Genomic DNA, 19,847 nt, shown 5'->3' with positions numbered 1-19,847 from the left:
CGCCCACCGCTCAGCCGGCGGGCACCTCCGCGGCCTGCTCGCCCCCGGCTCGCGGCGCCGGGACGGCACCGGCCGGGGCGCCGGCGTCGGCGAGCCCCAGCTGGACCAGGAACTCGAGCTGGTCGAAGTACATGCGGTGCCTCGTGACGACGCCGTCCTCCACGGTGGCGAGGTCGCATTCGCGCAGCCGGAGGGACCTGCCCGTGGGTCCGATGTCGCCGTCCGGGGTGGTCAACACCCCCGCGTGGGTCGCCACGACGAAGCCCTCGTCGATCGCGGTGTTCCCGATCTCGTAGCCGGCGACCAGCTGGAACGAGAGATCGGGGAACGCCCGCGCCAGCGCCGCGAAGTAGTCGGCGATCGCCTCGGCCCCGTCGATGCGCGGACCGTCCGGTGTCTCCAGGACGGCGTCCGGCGCGTAGAGCCCGGTGATCGCCGCGCGGTCACCGGCGGTGAGGGCACCGCTGAGCCGATCCATGATGTCGCGCGCCTGCCCCATGACGGCCTCCTCCGCCGGCCTTCGGTGCGCACCGCCGCGTGGCCCGGCGCCCGCGGCGGGGCCGGCGCCCGAGCATGGCGCCCGGGCTGGTCCCGGGGTAGAGGCCAACGGCCCCCGCCCGGCAGGACGACCGCGGTCAGGGCAGGCGCGGGTTGTCCGGCAGCTCGAGATCGGGCTTGTCCAGCTCCTCGACGTTGACGTCCTTGAACGTCAGCACCCGGACGTTGCGGACGAAGCGCGCCGGCCGGTACATGTCCCACACCCAGGCGTCGGAGAGCTTCAGCTCGAAGAAGACCTCTCCCCCGGCCTCGCGGACCTGCAGGTCCACCGAGTTGGCCAGGTAGAACCGCCGCTCGGTCTCCACCACGTAGGTGAACTGGCGGACGATGTCCTTGTACTCGCGATAGAGCTGCAGCTCCATCTCGGTCTCGTACTTCTCGAGATCCTCGGTGCTCATCGGTCCTCGGTGCTCGTCGCGGGCTCGCAGGACGCAGGGGGCATGGCTCCATCATCGTGCATGGCGCTGCCGGCGGGCAGCCGGAGCACCCCGGTGGCGTGCAGGTCGCGGGCGCGGGCCACGTTGACGAAGCGCATCCGGTGCGCGGGACTGGGTCCGTGCCGCTCCAGGGCCGCGGTGTGCACGTCGGTGATGTAGCCCTTGTGGCCGGCGAAGTCGTACTCCGGCCACCGCTCGTGCAGCTCCAGCATGACCCGGTCCCGGGTCACCTTCGCCAGCACCGAGGCGGCGGCGACGCACGCCGCGACGCGGTCGCCCTTCCACACGGCCAGCCCCGGCCGCGCCAGGCCGGGCACCGGGAAGCCGTCGGTGAGCACGTAGTCCGGCTCGGGGTCCAGCGTGCACACCGCCCGCCGGAGCGCCTCGAGGTTGGTCACGTGCATGCCGCGGGCGTCGAGCTCCTCGACCGGGATCTGCACGACCGACCACGCCACCGCGCGGTCGAGGATCTCCGCGTACACCCGCTCGCGGGCGGCCGCGGTGAGCAGCTTGGAGTCGGCCAGCCCGGGGACGCGGCCGCGCTTCCCGGCAGGCAGGACGCACGCCGCGGCGACCAGCGGGCCGGCGCACGCACCACGGCCGGCCTCGTCTGCACCGGCGACCGCCGTGAAGCCGCGGCGCCGCAGCGAGCGCTCCATGTCCCAGAGGGCGTCGGGGCGTCCGTCGTCGGCGGGCACCTTCCGCCCCCGGGGCACCGGGGCGGCGGTGGAGTGAACGGGTCGCGCAGCCATCGGGCACCGACCCTACGACGTCCGCGGCCGCCCGTCGGGGAGCGGTCGGCCGGGACGCACGAACACGCAGGGCCGGCCCGAGAACGGACCGGCCCGCGTGCGGAGGAACGTCGTGCGGTCGAGGTCAGACCTCGGCGGGCTCGTCGGCGCGCACGGCGGCGTGGGCGCCGCAGGTGCAGGTGGCCGGGGTGCGCGAGGAGAGCACGAGGGAGACCGCGTGGGCCCGGTCGCGGGCACCCAGCTTGCGCAGGATGGCCTTGACGTGGCTCTTGACGGTGTCCTCGCTGATGAACAGGTTGCGGCCGATCGCCCGGTTGGACTGGCCCTGGAGCAGCTCGTCCAGCACGTCCTGCTCGCGCCGGGTCAGGGGCACCTCGGGCGTGAAGGGCTTGGCGGCCGGGGAGGCCGAGGGCTCCACCCGGCGGATCTGCGGGTCGACGACGGTGCGGCCGGCACGGGCGGCCAGGATCGCCCAGCCCAGCAGCGTGGGCGAGGTGTTCATGAGCAGGTAGCCACCGACGCCGGCGGCGAGCGCCTCGTTGACGACGGCGGGGTCCTCGGAGGTGGCCAGCGCGACGATGGCGACCCGGGGGAAGCGGCGGCGGAGGTCGCGGCAGGCGTTCAGCGTGGCGGCGCGCCCCTGGCCCAGCTCGACGACGACGGCGTCGGGGCGGGCCGACTCGGCCAGCGTCATGGCGCGGCGCAGCTCGCCGGGGGTGCCGACCGACTGCATGCCCGCGGTCTCGTTGATCATGCTGACCAGGCCACGACGCAGGACGGGCGCGTCGGCGAGGAGGAGCACGCGGGTGACTCCGCGTGCGGTGCTCGCCATGGGTGCAGACACAACTGACTCCGTTTCACTCCGAATTGCTTGCACTCCATCCATCGGAAGGGTGAAACGGTTGCTTGAACACTTTGCCGACATTTTTCGGATTACCGTGCGCGACGCCATTCGCGCCCACTCGTGGTCGCATCCGCAACAGGTCTGATTTGTCGACAATTGCGGGACGGTGACCCAGGAATGGCGTCCGGCCGCCCCGCACCAGCGGAGCGGTCCGGACGGGGACGGCGGATCAGCCTCGACGGCGCCGGCGACGGCGCCAGGCCACGACGGGGACGGCGCCGACCAGGCCGACGGCCGAGGAGGCCAGCAGGTCCGGGCGCACCCCCGTGGCTCCGCCGTCGACGCCGAGGGGCGCGGCGGCGGAGGCCTGGATGTCGGGCGAGCCGACCAGCCCGAAGCGGCTCACCGGCCAGACGATGACCGCCGCCTTGCCGATGACGTCGTCCACGCCGACCGTGCCGGAGTACTGGTCACCGACGTGGGCCTTGGAGTCCGCCGAGGCCGAGCGGTGGTCACCCATGACCCACAGCCGGCCTTCGGGCACGGTCACCGGACCGAAGGCGCGCTGCTCGATCGGGGTGTCCTCGAAGATGTAGGGCTCGTCCAGCGGTTCGCCGTCGACGGTCACCCGGCCCTCGGCGTCGCAGCACTGCACGGTCTGCCCACCCACGGCGATGACCCGCTTGACGAAGTCGTCCTCGCTGGGCGGCGCCACGCCGACCGTGCGGCCCAGCCACAGCATGCTGCTGGTGAACCAGTTCTCCGGCTCGGCGACCGAGACCTCCGGGCTCCAGGTGTCGGGCCCCTTGAAGACGACCACGTCGCCGGGTTCGGGCTCGCCGAACCAGTACGGCACCTTGTTCACCAGCACGCGGTCGCCGGTGCAGTCCGGGCACCCGTGCAGGGTCTGCTCCATCGAGCCCGACGGGATGAAGAACGCCTGGACGAAGAAGGTCTTGACCACCAGCGCGAGGAGGAACGCCACCAGCAGCAGCACCGGCAGCTCGCGCAGGAGTGAGGTCTTCTTGGCGTTGGCTGCGCGACCGCGGCGCCAGCGCCGGGACCGTGCCGGCGCCTCCTGCTGCGCCGCGCCGTCGCGGGCGCCGTCCTCCGGGTCGGGCTCCCCGGGAACGACATCGGCGGGCCCCCCGGGCCGTTGACTGCTCATCGGGAGCAGCGTACGGCGCGGAGGGCCCGCCGGAGACGCAGAGGGGCGCGTGCCGCCCTCGCCGGTCAGCGCGCGATGATCTCGCGCTTCTCCTTGATCTTGGCGGCCTTGCCGCGCAGCTCGCGCAGGTAGTACAGCTTGGCGCGACGCACGTCACCGCGGGTGAGCACCTCGATCTTCTCCACGACGGGGGTGTGCACCGGGAAGGTGCGCTCCACGCCGACGCCGAAGCTCACCTTGCGGACGGTGAAGGTCTCGCGGATGCCGCCACCCTGGCGACGGATGATGACGCCCTGGAAGACCTGGATGCGCGAGCGGTTGCCCTCGACCACGCGGACGTGCACCTTGACGGTGTCACCCGGGCGGAACGTCGGGATGTCGTCGCGCAGCGAAGCGGCGTCGAGTGCGTCCAGGGTGTTCATCGCGGCAGTCCTCATGTTCTGGCAGTGGCTCGTCGGTTCGGTGCGGGCAGCGGGATCCCCGGCTGCCCGTGTCCGAGAGCTGCGGGCCCCTCGGCGGAGCTCCCGTCGACACGGCCGACGGTGCGCAGCAGTGGTCCATCGTGCCACATCTTCAGGTGACGATGCGCGGCGCCCCGGTCCACGGGCCCTCGAGCAGGACCGGGAGCAGGGCAGCGAGCTCGCGCGGGGCGAACTCCTCGGCGCTGGCCGCGATCTCGTCGACGCTCCACCAGCGGTGCGGTTCGTCGCCCAGCAGCTCGAGCTCGGTGCGCCCGCGGGCGTCCACCTCGTGCACGACGCCCCGGAGCACGAAGTAGGTCTCGCGGTTGTCGATCAGCAGGGGACCGAACGGGCCGACGAAGCGGCGCAGCCACACCGGCCCCTCGAGCGCGGCGGGGTCGACGTCCAGGCCGATCTCCTCGGCGAGCTCCCGCACGGCGGCGGTGCGCAGCGACTCCCCCGCCTCCACGCCCCCACCGGGGGTGTACCAGAACAGCACGCCGGCCGGCGGCACGTCCGGACCGGTCAGCCGCGCGCCGAGCAGCAGCACCCGGCCGGTCGGGTCCAGGACGACGACGCGCGCCGAGGGCCGGACCAGCGCCTCGCCGGGCACGGCTCAGCGGCCGTCGAGCAGGTCGGGACGACGCTCCGCGGTGCGCCGCAGCGACTCCTCGCGACGCCAGCGGTCGATCGCCGCGTGGTCCCCGGACAGGAGCACCGGCGGCACCTCGCGGCCCCGCCACGACGCCGGGCGGGTGTAGGAGGGGCCCTCGAGCAGGCCGTCGGCGTGCGAGTCGAATTCCACGGACTCGCGGTTGCCCACCACACCGGGCAGCAGCCGGGTGACCGCCTCGACCATCACGAGCACGGCGGACTCGCCGCCGGCGAGCACGTAGTCGCCCAACGACACCTCGGACACCGGCCCCGCGTCGGCCGCCCAGTCGGCCACCCGCTGGTCGATGCCCTCGTAGCGCCCGCAGGCGAACACGAGCCCGGGCTCGGCGGCCCACTCGGCCGCGATCGCCTGGGTGAAGGGGCGACCGGCGGGGGTCGGGACCACCAGCCGGGTGCCGGGCGGGCGCACCGCCTCCAGCGCCTGCGCCCACGGCTCGGGCTTCATGACCATGCCCGGACCGCCGCCGTACGGGGCGTCGTCGACGGTGCGGTGCGGGTCGTCGGTCCACTGCCGCAGGTCGTGCACCCCGATGCTGACCAGACCGCGCTCGGCGGCCTTCCCGAGCAGCGACTGGCGCAGCGGCGCGAGGTACTCGGGGAAGATCGTGACGACGTCGATCCGGTAGGGCGCGCTCACAGGTCGAGCAGCCCCTCGGGCGGGTCGACGACGAGGAAACCGCCGGCGACGTCGACCGTCGGGACGATCGCCCCCACGAACGGGACGAGCGCCTCCCCGCCCTCGGCGCGGCGGAGCACCAGCAGGTCCTGCGCCTCGTGCCGCACGGCGGTGACCTCGCCGATCACCGAGCCGTCGGGCAGCCGGGCGCTCAGGCCGACGAGCTGGTGGTCGTAGTAGGAGTCGGGCTCCTCGATCTCCGGCAGCTCGGCCACCGGGACCAGCAGCAGCGTGTTGCGGAGGGCCTCGACGGTCTCGCGCGCCTCGTAGACCTCGCCGGTGGGCGCGGCCAGCTGCAGCAGCAGCGTGCCGCTGTGCCACCGCTTGTCGACGACGGTCAGCGGACCGCGGCCGGGCGGATCGGTGCGCAGCACCGTGCCGGGGGCGAAGCGGGCGTCGGGGTCGTCGGTGCGCACCTCGACGGTGGTGAGACCACGGACACCGTGGGGCCGGCCGATGCGGCCGACCACCACGGTGTCCGGGAAGGGGTCGTGCGGGTCGCTCATGGGTGTGCTCGGGCGGGTGCTGAGCGGCAGCTCAGCGCCCGTCGGTGTCGACGACGTCGACCCGCAGGCCGCGTCCGCCGACACCGGTCATCACCTGGCGCAGCGCCTTGGCGGTCCGACCGCCGCGGCCGATGACCTTGCCGAGGTCGTCCGGGTGCACCCGGATCTCGAGGGTCTTGCCGCGGCGGTTGGTGAGCAGGTCGACCGCGACGTCGTCCGGGTGGTCGACGATGCCCTTGACCAGGTGCTCGAGCGCGTCTTCGAGCACGTCTTACTCGGCGGGGGCGGGAGCCGTGTCGCCGTCGTCGGCGGCCTCGACAGCGGCGACCTCGGGAGCAGCGATCTCGGTGCCGGCCTCGGCGGGCGCCTCGTCGGCAGCGGCCTTCTTCGGCGCCGCCTTCTTCTTGGCGGTGGTCGCCTCGGTGGTCGGCTCGTCCATGCCCGAACGGACGGCGGCCTCGTAGAGGGCCTTCTTGTCCGGCTTGGGCTCGGCGACCTTCATCGGCGCGGGGGCCGGCTCGCCCTTGAACTTCTGCCAGTCACCGGTGACGCGGAAGATGGCGGCGACGGCCTCGGTCGGCTGCGCACCGACGCCGAGCCAGTACTGCGCGCGCTCGGAGTCGACCTCGATGAAGGAGGGGTCCTCCTTCGGGTGGTACTTGCCGATCGTCTCGATCGAGCGGCCGTCACGCTTGGTGCGGGCGTCGGCGACGACGATGCGGTAGTACGGCGCGCGCATCTTGCCCAGGCGCATGAGCTTGATCTTGGTGGCCACGGTGGGTGGTGTACTCCTCGAACGCTGTGTGGTTGCCCGCCGGGCGGCGTGTGGGGTTACGCCGGGGCCGGGCGATGGACACGGCCGGCAACGGTGAGAGGGCCGCCACCGCCATGTTCGACCGACCATGATGCCAGATCCCGGGAGGAGCACCGTGACCAGCACCGGCCCGCTGCACCACATCGAGCTGTGGGTGCCCGATCTCCCCCGCGCCGAGGCGTCGTGGGGGTGGCTGCTGACCCGGCTCGGGGCGGAGCCCTTCCAGAGCTGGGCGCACGGGCGGTCGTGGCGGTGGGGTGGCGAGGGCGGCGTCTACGTGGTCGTCGAGCAGTCGCCGGACCTCGTGGGCGACCGGCACGAGCGCCGCTCCCCCGGGCTGAACCACCTGGCGTTCCGCGCCGGCCCGGCCGCCGACCTCGACGCGCTCGTCGCCGAGGCACCGGAGCACGGGTGGCGGCTGATGTTCGCCGACCGGCACCCGTTCGCCGGCGGCCCGGCGCACCGGGCGGCGTTCCTGGAGGACGCCGACGGCTACGAGGTCGAGCTGGTCGCCGACCCCGCCTGACGCCGTCCGGGCGTTAGCCGCGGGTGGCGGCGAGCACGCGGGCGCCGGCCTCGGCGACCGGCACCTCCTCGCGCTCACCCGTCCTCCGGTCGCGCACCTCGACGACGCCCTCGGCCAGGCCGCGGCCGACGGTGACGATCGTGGGCATCCCGAGCAGCTCGGCGTCCTTGAACTTCACCCCGGGGCTGACCTTCGGCCGGTCGTCGTAGAGGACCGTGAGGCCTGCGGCGACCAGCTCGGCGGACAGCGCCTCGGCGGCCTCGAACACCGCGGCGTCCTTGCCGGTGGCGACGACGTGCACGTCGGCCGGCGCGACCTCGCGCGGCCACACCAGACCGAGCTCGTCGTGCGTGGACTCCGCGATCGCGGCGACGGCCCGCGAGACGCCGATGCCGTAGGAGCCCATGGTGACGGTGACCAGCTTGCCGTTCTCGTCGAGCACCTTCAGCTCCAGCGCCTCGGCGTACTTGCGGCCGAGCTGGAAGATGTGGCCCATCTCCACGCCGCGGGCCAGCTCCAGCGGGCCCGAGCCGTCGGGCGCGGGGTCGCCGGGCAGCACCTCGGCGGCCTCGATGACGCCGTCCCAGGTGAAGTCCCGGCCGGCGACGAGGTCGAACACGTGCTTGCCGGCCTCGTTGGCGCCGGTGATCCAGCGGGTGCCGGTGACCACGCGCGGGTCGACCAGGTAGCGGATCCCCGACCCGCTCCCCGAGCCGAGCACCTGGGGCCCGATGTAGCCCTTCACCAGCGCGGGGTTGCCCGCGAAGTCGGTGAACGGCTCGACCTCGGCCGGCGCCAGCTGCGCCTCGAGGCGCTTGGCGTCGATCTCGCGGTCACCCGGCACGCCGATGACCAGCGGCTCGCGGCTGCCGTCGGGGTGCACCAGCGTCACGACGACGTTCTTCAGCGTGGAGGCGGCGGTGTACCCGGCGTCGGGGAACAGCTCCTGGGCGACGGCGACCAGCGTCTCGATGGTCGGGGTGCCGGGGGTGTCCTCGACGTGCGCGGCGGGCAGCCCGTCCAGCGGGATCTCGTCGGGCACCACGGTGGTGACGGCCTCGACGTTGGCCGCGTAGCCCCCGGGCGAGCGGACGAAGGTGTCCTCGCCGATCGCGGTCGGGTGCAGGAACTCCTCGCTCTTCGAGCCACCCATGGCACCGGACATCGCCGAGACGATCACGTACTCCAGGCCGAGGCGGTCGAAGATCTTGATGTAGGCGTCGCGGTGCAGGGCGTAGCTCTTGTCCAGCCCGGCGTCGTCGACGTCGAAGGAGTAGCTGTCCTTCATCGTGAACTCGCGGCCGCGGAACAGCCCGGCTCGGGGTCGCGCCTCGTCCCGGTACTTGGTCTGGATCTGGTACAGCGAGACCGGCAGGTCCTTGTAGGAGCCGTAGAGGTCCTTCACCAGGAGCGTGAACATCTCCTCGTGCGTGGGCCCGAGCAGAAAGTCGTTGCCCCGGCGGTCCTGCAGGCGGAAGAGGTTGGGCCCGTACTCGGTCCAGCGGCCGGTGGCCTCGTAGGGCTCGCGGGGCAGCAGGGCCGGGAAGGCGACCTCCTGCGCGCCCATCGCGTCCATCTCCTCGCGGATGATGCGCTCGACGTTGCGGAAGACCCGGTAGCCCAGCGGCAGCCAGGTGAACCCGCCCGGCGCGGCACGGCGGATGTACCCGCCCCGGGCCAGCAGGCGGTGGCTGGCGACCTCGGCGTCGGCCGGGTCGTCACGCAGGGTCCGCAGGAACAGGGTCGACATCCGGAGCAGCACGGGAGAAGTCTCCCAGGCCACGCGAACCCGTATCCGGTGGCCCGGCCGGGCGGTCAGGCGCTGACCGCCGCCCGCCCCACCTGCCGGCCGACGAACTCCGCCACCACCTCGTGCACGGCGTCCCGGTCGTGCTCGTTGAGCACGTCGTGCAGGTCACCGGGGAAGGTCCGCAGCACCGCGTCCGGCAACCGGGCGACGATCGCGGCCGAGTCCGCGACGGGGACCACCGGGTCGTCCTCGCCGTGGACGACCAGCACCGGGAGGTCCGGCCGCCCCTCCGCCAGTCCCGCGGCGACCTCCGGCCAGGTGCGCACGATGGCCTCGATCGTCTGCCGCGGTACGGGCCCGCGGTGGACCAGCGGGTCGTGCAGCAGCGCGTCCAGGTATTCGGGGTGCGTGCTGAACATGGCCGACGGGTCCGGGGCCTCGGCGTCGTCGCCCTCCTCGAGCAGCTCCTCGGCCCACGGCAGCGGCTGCGCCGGCGGAGCCGAGAGCACCAGCGCCTGCGCCAGCTGCGGGCTCCGCTGCGCGAGCAGCAGCGCGGCCAGCGCACCGGCGGAGTGCCCCATCAGCACCAGCGGCCGGTCCGGGTGCTGCGCGCGGGCCAGGTTCGCCAGCGTCCGGGCGTCGTCGACGTACTCGTCCCAGCTGAGGGTCAGGTCGCGCTCACCGTCGCTGAGCCCGTGCCCCATGCCGTCCAGCGCGTGGAACGCCACGCCCTCGGTGGTCAGCCGCCGCGCCAGCGCCTCGTACAGGCCCAGGTGCTCCCCGAAGCCGCCGTGGCAGAACACGGCGAGGCCCCGGACGTCCCCGTCGGGCAGCCAGGCCTCGTGGTGGATGCGCCCGCGGGCGCCGATGAAGTACGGCATCGTCCGCGCTCCCTTCACGGGGAGGTCCTCCTGCGAGACGACGAACGCTACGCGCCCCGGGGCCCGGGCGGACCCCCTCCGCTCACGCGACGACGCGACCCCGGAGCACCGTCCGCTGCGGCGACTGCAGCGTGCCGAGGTCGGCCCGCGGATCGGCGGCGTAGACGACGACGTCGGCGACCGCGCCCTCCTCGATGCCGCGCAGGCCCAGCCACTCGCGGGCCTTCCACGAGCCGGCGGCGAGGGCGTCCTCCGCGGGGATCCCCGCCTCGCACAGCGCCCGGATCTCGTCGGCGATGACGCCGTGGTCGATGCCGCCGCCGGCGTCGGTCCCGGCGAACACCGGCACACCGGCCTCGAACGCCGCCCGGACGACCGCGCCGGAGTTCGCGTACAGGCGGCGCATCGTGCTCGCGTAGGTGGGGAACTTCTTCTCCCCCGCCGCGGCGAACCCGGGAAAGTTCTCCACGTTCACCAGGGTGGGGACGACGGCGGTGCCGCGGGCGGCCATCTCGCCGATGAGCTCCTCGGTCAGCCCCGTGCCGTGCTCGATGCAGTCGATGCCCGCGGCGATGAGCGCGGGCAGGGCGTCGGTGCCGAAGGTGTGCGCCGTGACCCGGGCGCCCTCCTCGTGCGCGGCCGCGATCGCCGCGGCGACGACGTCGGCCGGCCACTCGGGGGCGAGGTCGCCGACCGAGCGGTCGATCCAGTCGCCCACCAGCTTCACCCAGCCGTCCCCGCGCCGGGCCTGGACCCGGGTCTGCTCGACGAGGTCCTCGGGCTCGATCTCGACGCCGAGGCCGGGGATGTACCGGCGGGTGCGCGCGATGTGCCGCCCGGCCCGGATGATCGTGGGCAGGTCGGGCTCGTCGTCCAGCGCGCGGGTGTCCACCGGCGAGCCGCAGTCGCGCAGCGCGAGCACCCCGGCCGCACGCTCGGCCAGCGCCTGCTCGCGCGCCTGCGCCAGGCCCTCGGCGTGCCCGCCGCCGCGCAGGATGCCGACGTGGCAGTGCGCGTCGACCAGCCCGGGCACCAGCCACCCGCCGCGGCTGACCGTCTCGGCACCGGGCACCGGCTCGAAGGTGAACCGGCCCTCCCGCACCCACACGTCACGGTGCTCGCCGGCGGGCAGCACCACCCCGGACAGGTGCAGGGCGGGCAGCGGCCCGCTCACCGCCCGTTGCCGTCCTTGAACTGGTCGAAGTTCAGCTTGCTCAGGTCCGGGAGCGCCTGGCCGGGCGGCAGGCCGGGCATCCCGCCGGGCATCCCGGCACCGAAGGGGTTGCCCGCGCCGGGCGGCAGGCCGGGGGCGCCGACGGGCCGGCGGGCGGGACCGCCCTTGCCCTTGCCCTTCTTCCCCTTGCCCTTCTTCGACTGCGCCTGCATCTGGCGGCCGCGGGCCTTCTTCGACATCGGTCCCATGCCGGGCATACCCATGCTGCCGGCCATCTGGCCCATCATCTTCTGGGCCTGCGCGAAGCGCTCCAGCAGCTGGTTGACCGCGGTGACGCTGACGCCCGAGCCGTTGGCGATGCGCACGCGTCGCGACGCGTTGATGATCTTGGAGTTGACCCGCTCCTCCGGGGTCATCGACCGGATGATCGCCGCGGTGCGGTCGAGGTCGCGGTCGTCGACCTGCTTGAGCTGCTCCTTCATCTGCCCCGCGCCGGGCAGCATGCCGAGGAGGTTGGCGATCGGCCCCATCTTGCGGATGGCCATCATCTGCTCGAGGAAGTCCTCGAGGGTGAAGCCCTCGCGCGAGGCGAGCTTGCCCGCGATCCGCTCGGCCTGGTCGGCGTCGAAGGTCTTCTCGGCCTGCTCGATGAGCGTGAGCACGTCGCCCATCCCGAGGATCCGGGAGGCCATCCGCTCGGGGTGGAAGACGTCGAAGTCGGTGAGCTTCTCGCCGGTGGAGGCGAACATGATCGGCTGCCCGGTCACGTGCCGCACCGAGAGCGCCGCACCACCGCGGGCGTCGCCGTCGAGCTTGGTGAGGACGACGCCGCTGAAGCCGACGCCGTCCTGGAACGCCTGCGCCGTGGTGACGGCGTCCTGGCCGATCATCGCGTCGACGACGAACAGGGTCTCGTCGGGCCGCACGGCGTCGCGGATGTCCGCGGCCTGCTGCATCAGCTCCGCGTCGATGCCCAGCCGGCCGGCGGTGTCGACGACGACGACGTCGTGCATGGTGCGGCGGGCGTGCTCGATCGAGTCGCGGGCCACCTGCACCGGGTCGCCCACGCCGTTGCCCGGCTCGGGGGCGAAGACGTCCACCCCCGCCTGACCGGCCACGATGGAGAGCTGGTTGACCGCGTTCGGGCGCTGCAGGTCGCAGGCCACGAGCATCGGTGTGTGGCCCTGCTCCCTGAGCCAGCGGCCGAGCTTCCCGGCGAGGGTCGTCTTACCGGCACCCTGCAGACCGGCCAGCATGATCACCGTCGGCGACTGCTTGGCCAGCCGGATGCGGCGGGTCTCGCCACCGAGGATGCCGATGAGCTCCTCGTTGACGATCTTGATGACCTGCTGCGCCGGGTTCAGCGCCTGGGAGACGTCCTCGCCGCGGGCGCGCTCCTTCACCGCGTCGATGAACGACCGCACGACGGGCAGCGCGACGTCGGCCTCCAGCAGCGCGATGCGGATCTCGCGCGCGGTGGCGTCGATGTCGGCGTCGGTCAGCCGGCCCTTGCCCCGCAGGCCGGTGAAGACCTTGTCCAGGCGGTCGGAGAGGGTCTCGAACACAGCACGTCCTCGGTCGCTCGCGGGCGCGGGCCGGCCGGTCCGACCGGCTTCCTCGGCCGTCGGCGCCGGGCAGGACCCGGGCCGTCGCGCCACCTCGTGGACCAGCGTAACGATCCACCGGCCGACGGCCGCACGCGAACGCACCCGGGTCGGCGACCTAGGGCGCCCGCACGGCCGGGTCCGGGACCCTCGACACCGCCGGCCGACCCTCCTCCTCGGCAGGACCGCCCGCACCGGCGACCCGGGGAGTCCGACGACGAGGGTTTACACGAGATCGATTTCGCGTATTGTCGTGCGCACGAACCCTCGGCAGGAAGGGCGCCACCCATGACCGGAACCATGCTGGACCCGCAGAGCACCGAACTCGCAGCCGCCACCCGGCTCCGCGCACCGGGAGCCGCCGTCCCGATCACCGTCGCCCGCGGTGACGGCATCGGCCCGGAGATCATGGACGCCACCCTGCGGATCCTCGACGCGGCCGGCGCGCGCCTGGCGATCGAGGAGATCGAGATCGGCGAGGCGGTCTACCGGCGCGGGCACACCGCGGGGATCGAGGCCTCGGCCTGGGAGTCGCTGCGGCGCACCGAGGTCTTCCTCAAGGCGCCGATCACCACCCCGCAGGGCGGCGGGTTCAAGTCGCTCAACGTCACCGTGCGCAAGACCCTCGGCCTCTACGCCAACGTGCGGCCGTGCGTGGCCTACGCCCCCTTCGTCCCGACCCGGCACCCCGGGATGGACGTGGTCATCGTCCGCGAGAACGAGGAGGACCTCTACGCCGGCATCGAGCACCGCCAGACCGACGAGGTCACCCAGTGCCTGAAGCTGATCAGCCGCCCCGGCTGCGAGCGGATCGTCCGCTACGCGTTCGAGTACGCCCGCCGGCACGGACGCCGGAAGGTCACCTGCTTCACCAAGGACAACATCATGAAGCTGACCGACGGCCTGTTCCACCGGGTGTTCGACGAGATCGCCACCGAGTACCCGGACCTGGAGTCCGAGCACTGGATCGTCGACATCGGCGCGGCCAAGCTCGCCGACACCCCGGAGGCCTTCGACGTCGTCGTCATGCCCAACCTGTACGGCGACGTGCTCTCCGACGTGGCGGCGCAGGTGGCCGGCTCGGTCGGCCTGGCCGGCTCGGCCAACATCGGCGACCGCGTCGCCATGTTCGAGGCCATCCACGGCTCGGCACCCCGGCGCGCGGGGCAGGACGTCGCCAACCCCTCCGGGCTGCTCATGGCCGGGGTGATGATGCTGGTCCACGTCGGCCAGTCCGAGGTGGCCGAGCGCGTCCACAACGCCTGGCTCGCGACGCTCGAGTCGGGCGCCGGCACGTACGACATCACGCCGCCCGGCGGGACGCCGCTGGGCACCCGCGCCTTCGCCGACGCGGTCGTCGCCCGCCTCGGCGAGCGCCCGGCGACGCTGCCCGCCGTGACCTACGCCGGCCTGCCGCCGTTCACGTCCCCCGCCCCGCCCGCGCGCGAGCCGGAGCGGAAGACCATGGACGGCGTCGACGTCTTCGTCCACCGGGCGGGGATCTCCCCCGACGACCTGGCCGCGGCGCTCCGGGCGGCGTCGGAGCACTGCTACCTGAAGCTGCAGATGATCTCCAACCGGGGGCTGAAGGTGTGGCCCGACGGCCTGCCCGAGACCTTCTGCACCGACCACTGGCGGGCCCGCTTCACGGCTCCGGCACCCGGGTGCGCCCACGCGAAGCACGTGCTGCAGCTGCTGCACTTCCTGGAGCAGGCCGGCGTCGACTTCGTGAAGACCGAGGGGCTCTACCGGTTCGGCGGCGAACCCGGCTACTCCCTGGGGCAGGGGCAGTGAGCACGGCCACGGCGCAGCGCCGACCCGGCACCCCGGCGCAGGGGCCGCCCTGCGCCTACCGCCCGCACCCGGCGTCCGGGCCGCCACCGTCGTGCTGGACCAGCCGGGCCTCCCACCGCGAGCGGCTCGAGTTCGCCTTCGCCCTGCTCCGCCGGTACGGCATCGCGGCGGTCCCGGCCATCGGCGAGGACGCCGACCCGACCCACCGCCTGCTGGCGGACCGCCTCGCCACCCTCCTCCCGCACGGCGCCGGCTCCTACGTCTTCTGGACGGCCACCGACGACGACCGGTGCCTCGGCCAGGACGGCGAGCTGACGGCGGACCTCCCGCTGCACCACCCGCCGCACCTGGCCCTCGCGGTCGCCGCGGTCCTGGACGAGGTGGCGCTGCCGCACGCCGCGGCCCCCGACGGCCGCACGACGTCGGTCACCGGCGGGGGCCGGCGGGCGGCCGGACGACGGGGGTGATCCCGGTGCCGGACGCGCTCAGGCCCGCACGGCGGGCGACCCCGGCTCGGCGACGGCACGCGCCGCTCCGTCGGCGAGCACGAGGTCCAGGAAGTCCCCCACCCGCACGTGGGCCTCCAGCGCGTGCCGGAAGCGGCCCTGCTTCACGACCGTGTACCGGTTGCGCCGGCCGACACGCTCGCGGATGACGAAGCCCGCCTCCTCGAGGTCCCGGACGATCATCTGCACCGCTCGTTCGGTGATGCCCACCCGGACCGCGATGTCGCGCATCCGCGCCTCCGGATCGGCGGCCAGGCCGACGAGCACGTGCCCGTGGTTGGACAGGAACGTCCAGCCCGGCGAGGGGGAGCTCATGCGGAGCAGGCTACGGGAGACGTGACCGCCGGATGCCTGCGGCCGCATGCGGCCCACCCTTGAGGGCGATGCACATTTCGCATATGCTGCTTCGCACGAGGGGAGTACCCCGAGCGACCCCGCTGCTGCGTCCGCCAGTCCCGGCCACCGCCCGGGCGCAGCCGGCCGGTTCCGCCGGTCGGGGGGAGACCTCGTCGCCCGAGGAGATGCCGTGACCCTCACCAGCACGCTCCCCCCTCCCGCACCGCGCGCACCGGACCTGCTCCCGGGCCGACCACCCTGCGAGCCCGGTGGCGACCCGCCGCGGCTGCTCGCGGTGGTCACCGAACTCGACGGCGCCCTGCCGGTCCTGGACCGGGCCTACTCGCTGGCGCGCGAGGAGGGGCACGAGGTGCACACGGCCCTGCTGCTCCCCCGGGTCCCGTTCACCCTCGACGCCCAGCTGGCGAGCGCGCTGGCCGCCGAGCACGACCGGGAGGTGACCGCCCTCGTCACGCTGGCCGCTCAGCGGGCCACCGCTCACGGGGTGAAGGCACGCATCACCGTGCACCGGCTCGGCGGGCTGCGCGGGCGCCGCCGCGGACGGGTGCTCGGCCGGGCGGTGGCCCGGCTCGCCCGGCGCCTCGACGCGGTACCCGTCGGGAACGTGCCGTCGTGACCGCCACCGCGAGGCGGATCGGCTGGCCCACCCCGGAGGAGGTCGTGCTCCTGCAGTCCGTCCGTGACGACGTCTGCGTCTCGATCCTCGCCTCGACGACCCCGGCGCCCACGATGAGCGAGGCCGACGCGCGCCGCCTGCGGGGTCTGGTCCAGGACGCCGCGGCGCGCCTGCAGCAGGAAGGCGCCGCGGCCGAGGGTCTGGCGGACGCGGTCGCCGATCTGGTCGCCGGGCTGCGCCGGGAGCCGACCGGCGCGGGCGTCGCGGTGTTCGCGAGCCGCCACGCCCGCGAGGTGGTGCGTCTGCCCGTCCCGGTCGTCGACCGCGTGGTGGTGGACCCGAGCTTCGCGACGCGGGACCTGGTACGGGCGTTGCACCGCACCCCGCGGCACGTCGTCCTCCTGCTCGACGAGCGGGAGGCCCGGCTGCTGGAGGGCGTGGCCGACCACCTGAGCCCCCCGCCGCGCAGCGCCTTCCCCCTCGAGGCGGAGGAGGCATCGCTCGACGCCTTCCTCCGCCGGGTCGACGAGACGCTCGGCACCCACCTCCAGCTGCATCCGGCTCCACTGGTCCTGGTGGGCGCCGAGCGGGTCGTCGGGCGCTTCCGGCGGCTGTCGCGGAACACCGCGCGACTCGCAGGCACGGTGCACGCCAACGTCCTCCGGGCCCCGCTGCCCACCCTGGTCCCCCGGGTGCGGGAGGTGCTCGACGCCTATCTCCGCTCCCGCCAGGACGAGGCACTGGAGCTGCTGGACCGCCGGCGCTCGCGGCAGACCGTGGTCGACGGCATCGACGCCGCGTGGCTCGCCGCCCGGCGCGAGCGCCCGGAGATGCTGGCGGTCGAGGAGAGCTACACCTACCCGGCCCGGCTCAGCCCCGACGGCGACTTCCTGACCCCCGCCCGGGACGTCGAGCACCCCGACGTCGTCGACGACGTGGTGGACGAGCTGATCGAGACCGTGCTGCTCCGCGGCGGGTGGATCGCCTTCGTCGAGGACGGGGCGCTCTCGGGGCACGGGCGGGTGGCCCTCACCCTCCGGTGAGGTCAGGCCGCGCGGTGCAGCGGCTGCTGGTCGGCGACCGCGACCGCGTCGCCCACGACGAGGGCCGATCCGCAGTCCACGCAGGCCCACTCCGGGCAGAGCCCGCCGTCCTCGGTGTGCCCGTCGGGGCACCCCGGCTGCACGAACACCCGCTCGCCCCCGCAGTCGGAGCAGTGCCACAGCTGACCGTCCACGCCTCGCCCTCCCGCTGGTGGGACCGTTCCGTCCCGTTCCACCCGACGGTCGCACGGGCCACCGACAAATCCGCGCAACCGGGACCCGGCGTGTCGGTGCCCGCGGCCCGCGATCAGGACAGCTCGACCGCCGGGCTCATCGCCCCGACCAGGGCGGCGTCCACCCGGCGCCGCTGCTCTACGTCGACGGGGTCGCCGGAGGGGTTGGCGACGTAGAAGCAGTCGACGGCGTCCGCGCCGAGGGTCTCGATCCGCGCGGAGGTGACGTCGAGCCCCTCGTGGGCGATCGCCGCGGTGAGCCGGTACAGCAGCCCGGCCCGGTCGCCGGCGCGCACCTCGACGATCCCGGTCGCGGCGCCGCTGACCTCGCTATTGTGCCAGGAGATCCGCGGGGGTGCGGAGCGGGCGCCGTCCTGGTGGTAGTCGGCCTCGCGCTGCCGCAGCCGCTCGGCCAGCGGCAGGCTGCCCTCCAGGGCGGCGCGCACGCCGTCGGCGAGGATCTCGGGCACCGGCGCCCGGCCGAACCGCGGCCGCACGGCGAACACGCTCGTCGCGTAGGAGTCCTGGACGCTGATCTTGGCCGCACGCACGTCCAGCTGGTTGAGCGCGAGCACCCCGGCGCAGGTGCTCAGCAGCCCCGGGCGGTCGGGCGCCCCGATGGTGACCTGCTGCCCGTCGGCGACGTCCTCGATGCCGACCGTGACCACGCCGGTCCACCCAGGGATGCTCGGCACGTCGGTGGTCGCCTGCGGCGTCACCGGGTTCAGCACCGGCGCACCCTCCGGGACCGGATCGCCGCCCATCCTCGCCTGCACCCGCGCCACCAGCGCCGCGACCAGGTGCGCCTTCCACGGCGACCACGCCGAGGCGCTGGTCGCCGCGCCGTCGGCCTGGGCCAGGGCGTGCAGCAGGTGCAGGACGGCGGCGTCGGAGCCGATCGTCTCGGCCACCCGGTCGATGGTCGCGGGGTCGTCGATGTCCCGTCGGGTCGCCGTCGCCGGCAGCAGCAGGTGGTGGCGCACCAGGGTGGCGATCACCGCCGTGTCGGCGTCGGCGAAGCCCATGCGCGCGGCGATGGCCGCGGCGATGGGCTCCCCGACCTCGCTGTGGTCGCCGGGCCAGCCCTTGCCGATGTCGTGCAGCAGCGCGGCGACCAGGAGCAGGTCCGGGCGGTCGACGTCGCGCGTCAGCTCGGCCGCCGCGGCCGCGGCCTCCACCAGGTGCCGGTCGACGGTGAACCGGTGCCACGGGTGCCGCTGCGGCAGCGAGCGCACCCGGTCCCACTCCGGCACCAGCCGGGACAGCAGGCCCTCCTGGTCGAGCTGCTCGATGACGGGGACGGCGGAGCGGCCGCTGGCCAGCAGCCGCAGGAACGACCAGCGCACCTCCGGCGGCCACGGCTCGGGCAGCGGCTGGCTGTGCACCGCGAGCACCTTGAGCGTGTAGGGCGAGAGCAGCAGGTCGGCGCGGGCGGCGGCGGCCGCGGCGCGCAGCAGCAGGCCGGGGTCGGCGGCCGGGCGGGCGTCGCGGGCGAGCACGACCTCGTCGCCCTGCCGCACCACGCCGTCGGCCAGCGGCTCGCGGCGCACGCGGCGGTAGCGGCTGCGCGGCCGGCGCACGAGCGCGGCCTCCACCCGCCGCCAGGTCTCGTCGGCGACGAAGGCCAGCCGGCGGCCGGCCAGGCTCACCTCGCGCAGCAGCTCGTCCTCGCCGGCCAGCCCGAGGGCGACGGCGACCGGCCGCTGCTCCTGGCGCACCAGGACGTCGGTGGGGCGGCCGCTGCGCCGGCGCAGCTCGTCGCGCACGTCGAGCAGGAGGGCGTAGGCGGCCTCGACCTCGGCGGTGGGCTCGTCGGCCAGCTGCGCGGCGGCGACCGCGCGCAGGACCTGGCCCTCGCGCAGGCCGCCGTAGGCCTCCTTGAGGTCCGGCTCGAGCAGGAACGCCAGCTCGCCGACCTGGCGTGCGCGGGCCCGCCGCAGGTCGCGCAGCGCGGGCAGCAGCCGGGAGCCGGCCTGCCGCCAGCTGGCCAGCGTGGCGGTGCGCAGCCGGGCGGCCAGCTCCGCGTCGCCGGCCACGAGCCGGGCGTCGAGCAGGCCGAGCCCGGCCTTGACGTCGGTCGAGGCGACGGACACCGCCTCGGTCACCGAGCGCACCGAGTGGTCCAGCCGCAGCCCGGCGTCCCACAGCGGGTACCAGAGGGCGTCGGCGATCGCGGCGAACTCGGGGCGGCCGTCGTGGACCAGCACCAGGTCCAGGTCGCCGTGCGGTGGCAGCTCCCGGCGGCCCAGGCTGCCGACGGCCACCAGCGCCAGCCCGTCGGTGCCGGTGCGGGGAGGCGGGCCGTTGCGACGCGGCTGCGGCGGGGTGCCGGCGACGGCGTCGTCCAGCAGGCCGGCCAGCCAGGCGTCGACGGCCTGCACGCGCTCGGTGCGGCCCAGCCCGGGCAGCGCCTCGGTGTCCAGCACGCGTCCCCCTCGGTGTCTCTCGGAAGTGCGACGGCCGGGGTGGTGG

At 74.3% G+C, this 19,847-nt stretch carries 23 protein-coding genes; 5 read left to right on the top strand and 18 right to left on the bottom strand.

Annotated elements, in window-relative coordinates:
• Positions 1-10 precede the first annotated feature (10 nt).
• From ACI79H_RS14720 to rpsP, 11 genes are all read right to left on the bottom strand, one after another.
• Complete coding sequence (locus ACI79H_RS14720) at positions 11-499, bottom strand: ester cyclase (protein ID WP_456555146.1); 489 nt, start codon at positions 497-499, stop codon at positions 11-13.
• Positions 500-635: 136 nt separating this feature from the next.
• Positions 636-956: a DUF2469 domain-containing protein gene (locus ACI79H_RS14715; protein WP_456555145.1), complete on the bottom strand. Its 321-nt coding sequence runs from the start codon at positions 954-956 to the stop codon at positions 636-638.
• A complete protein-coding gene (locus tag ACI79H_RS14710; protein ID WP_456555144.1) occupies positions 953-1,747 on the bottom strand; it encodes a ribonuclease HII in 795 nt (264 codons plus the stop codon). The genes ACI79H_RS14715 and ACI79H_RS14710 overlap by 4 nt, the downstream gene beginning before the upstream one ends.
• A 124-nt stretch (positions 1,748-1,871) precedes the next feature.
• Complete coding sequence (locus ACI79H_RS14705) at positions 1,872-2,579, bottom strand: LuxR C-terminal-related transcriptional regulator (RefSeq protein ID WP_456555143.1); 708 nt, start codon at positions 2,577-2,579, stop codon at positions 1,872-1,874.
• Positions 2,580-2,820: 241 nt separating this feature from the next.
• Positions 2,821-3,759, bottom strand: coding sequence for a signal peptidase I (gene lepB / locus ACI79H_RS14700; protein WP_456555142.1), 939 nt, complete (start codon positions 3,757-3,759; stop codon positions 2,821-2,823).
• A 65-nt stretch (positions 3,760-3,824) separates the two neighbouring features.
• Complete coding sequence (gene rplS / locus ACI79H_RS14695) at positions 3,825-4,181, bottom strand: 50S ribosomal protein L19 (RefSeq protein WP_456555141.1); 357 nt, start codon at positions 4,179-4,181, stop codon at positions 3,825-3,827.
• A gap of 151 nt (positions 4,182-4,332) precedes the next feature.
• On the bottom strand, positions 4,333-4,833 hold the full coding sequence (locus tag ACI79H_RS14690; protein ID WP_456555140.1) for an NUDIX hydrolase: 501 nt from the start codon (positions 4,831-4,833) through the stop codon (positions 4,333-4,335).
• A gap of 3 nt (positions 4,834-4,836) precedes the next feature.
• Positions 4,837-5,532 (bottom strand): tRNA (guanosine(37)-N1)-methyltransferase TrmD, encoded by a 696-nt coding sequence (gene trmD / locus ACI79H_RS14685; RefSeq protein ID WP_456555139.1) that lies wholly within the window; start codon positions 5,530-5,532, stop codon positions 4,837-4,839.
• Entirely contained in the window at positions 5,529-6,077 is a 549-nt protein-coding gene (gene rimM / locus ACI79H_RS14680; RefSeq protein WP_456555138.1) for a ribosome maturation factor RimM, read from the bottom strand. Before rimM ends, trmD begins: the two co-directional genes overlap by 4 nt.
• Before the next feature lie 31 nt (positions 6,078-6,108).
• On the bottom strand, positions 6,109-6,345 hold the full coding sequence (locus ACI79H_RS14675) for an RNA-binding protein (RefSeq protein WP_456555137.1): 237 nt from the start codon (positions 6,343-6,345) through the stop codon (positions 6,109-6,111).
• Between the two features lie 3 nt (positions 6,346-6,348).
• Complete coding sequence (rpsP, locus tag ACI79H_RS14670) at positions 6,349-6,852, bottom strand: 30S ribosomal protein S16 (RefSeq protein ID WP_456555136.1); 504 nt, start codon at positions 6,850-6,852, stop codon at positions 6,349-6,351.
• 154 nt (positions 6,853-7,006) lie between these two features.
• Here rpsP and ACI79H_RS14665 point away from each other — a divergent pair, with 154 nt between their 5' ends.
• Entirely contained in the window at positions 7,007-7,417 is a 411-nt protein-coding gene (locus ACI79H_RS14665) for a VOC family protein (RefSeq protein ID WP_456555135.1), read from the top strand.
• Positions 7,418-7,430: 13 nt separating this feature from the next.
• Here the strand turns inward: ACI79H_RS14665 and ACI79H_RS14660 are convergent, their stop codons facing one another.
• The 4 genes from ACI79H_RS14660 to ffh form a co-directional block, all read right to left on the bottom strand.
• Positions 7,431-9,179: a proline--tRNA ligase gene (locus ACI79H_RS14660; RefSeq protein ID WP_456555134.1), complete on the bottom strand. Its 1,749-nt coding sequence runs from the start codon at positions 9,177-9,179 to the stop codon at positions 7,431-7,433.
• Positions 9,180-9,232: 53 nt separating this feature from the next.
• Positions 9,233-10,066 (bottom strand): alpha/beta fold hydrolase, encoded by an 834-nt coding sequence (locus ACI79H_RS14655; RefSeq protein ID WP_456555133.1) that lies wholly within the window; start codon positions 10,064-10,066, stop codon positions 9,233-9,235.
• Between the two features lie 64 nt (positions 10,067-10,130).
• Positions 10,131-11,222: an amidohydrolase family protein gene (locus ACI79H_RS14650; protein ID WP_456555132.1), complete on the bottom strand. Its 1,092-nt coding sequence runs from the start codon at positions 11,220-11,222 to the stop codon at positions 10,131-10,133.
• Complete coding sequence (ffh, locus tag ACI79H_RS14645; protein ID WP_456555131.1) at positions 11,219-12,787, bottom strand: signal recognition particle protein; 1,569 nt, start codon at positions 12,785-12,787, stop codon at positions 11,219-11,221. Before ffh ends, ACI79H_RS14650 begins: the two co-directional genes overlap by 4 nt.
• A gap of 327 nt (positions 12,788-13,114) precedes the next feature.
• Here ffh and ACI79H_RS14640 point away from each other — a divergent pair, with 327 nt between their 5' ends.
• Positions 13,115-14,620, top strand: a complete 1,506-nt coding sequence (locus ACI79H_RS14640; protein ID WP_456555130.1) for an NADP-dependent isocitrate dehydrogenase — start codon at positions 13,115-13,117, stop codon at positions 14,618-14,620.
• On the top strand, positions 14,617-15,087 hold the full coding sequence (locus tag ACI79H_RS14635; protein ID WP_456555129.1) for a hypothetical protein: 471 nt from the start codon (positions 14,617-14,619) through the stop codon (positions 15,085-15,087). Before ACI79H_RS14640 ends, ACI79H_RS14635 begins: the two co-directional genes overlap by 4 nt.
• An 18-nt stretch (positions 15,088-15,105) precedes the next feature.
• On the opposite strand, the gene ACI79H_RS14630 is transcribed toward ACI79H_RS14635, so the two are convergent.
• Positions 15,106-15,441, bottom strand: a complete 336-nt coding sequence (locus tag ACI79H_RS14630; protein WP_456555128.1) for a helix-turn-helix transcriptional regulator — start codon at positions 15,439-15,441, stop codon at positions 15,106-15,108.
• Between the two features lie 211 nt (positions 15,442-15,652).
• On the opposite strand from ACI79H_RS14630, the gene ACI79H_RS14625 reads away from it, so the two are divergent.
• A complete protein-coding gene (locus tag ACI79H_RS14625; protein WP_456555127.1) occupies positions 15,653-16,099 on the top strand; it encodes a hypothetical protein in 447 nt (148 codons plus the stop codon).
• Entirely contained in the window at positions 16,096-17,142 is a 1,047-nt protein-coding gene (locus ACI79H_RS14620; protein WP_456555126.1) for a baeRF3 domain-containing protein, read from the top strand. Before ACI79H_RS14625 ends, ACI79H_RS14620 begins: the two co-directional genes overlap by 4 nt.
• Before the next feature lie 2 nt (positions 17,143-17,144).
• On the opposite strand, the gene ACI79H_RS14615 is transcribed toward ACI79H_RS14620, so the two are convergent.
• Both ACI79H_RS14615 and ACI79H_RS14610 read right to left on the bottom strand, forming a co-directional pair.
• A complete protein-coding gene (locus ACI79H_RS14615) occupies positions 17,145-17,336 on the bottom strand; it encodes a hypothetical protein (protein ID WP_456555125.1) in 192 nt (63 codons plus the stop codon).
• A 113-nt stretch (positions 17,337-17,449) separates the two neighbouring features.
• A complete protein-coding gene (locus tag ACI79H_RS14610) occupies positions 17,450-19,801 on the bottom strand; it encodes a [protein-PII] uridylyltransferase (RefSeq protein ID WP_456555124.1) in 2,352 nt (783 codons plus the stop codon).
• Positions 19,802-19,847: the final 46 nt, after the last annotated feature.

Source organism: Blastococcus sp. SYSU D01042 (assembly GCF_054050515.1).
The sequence above is the reverse complement of the archived record's forward strand: the minus strand, read 5'-3'. Positions and strand labels throughout refer to the sequence as shown.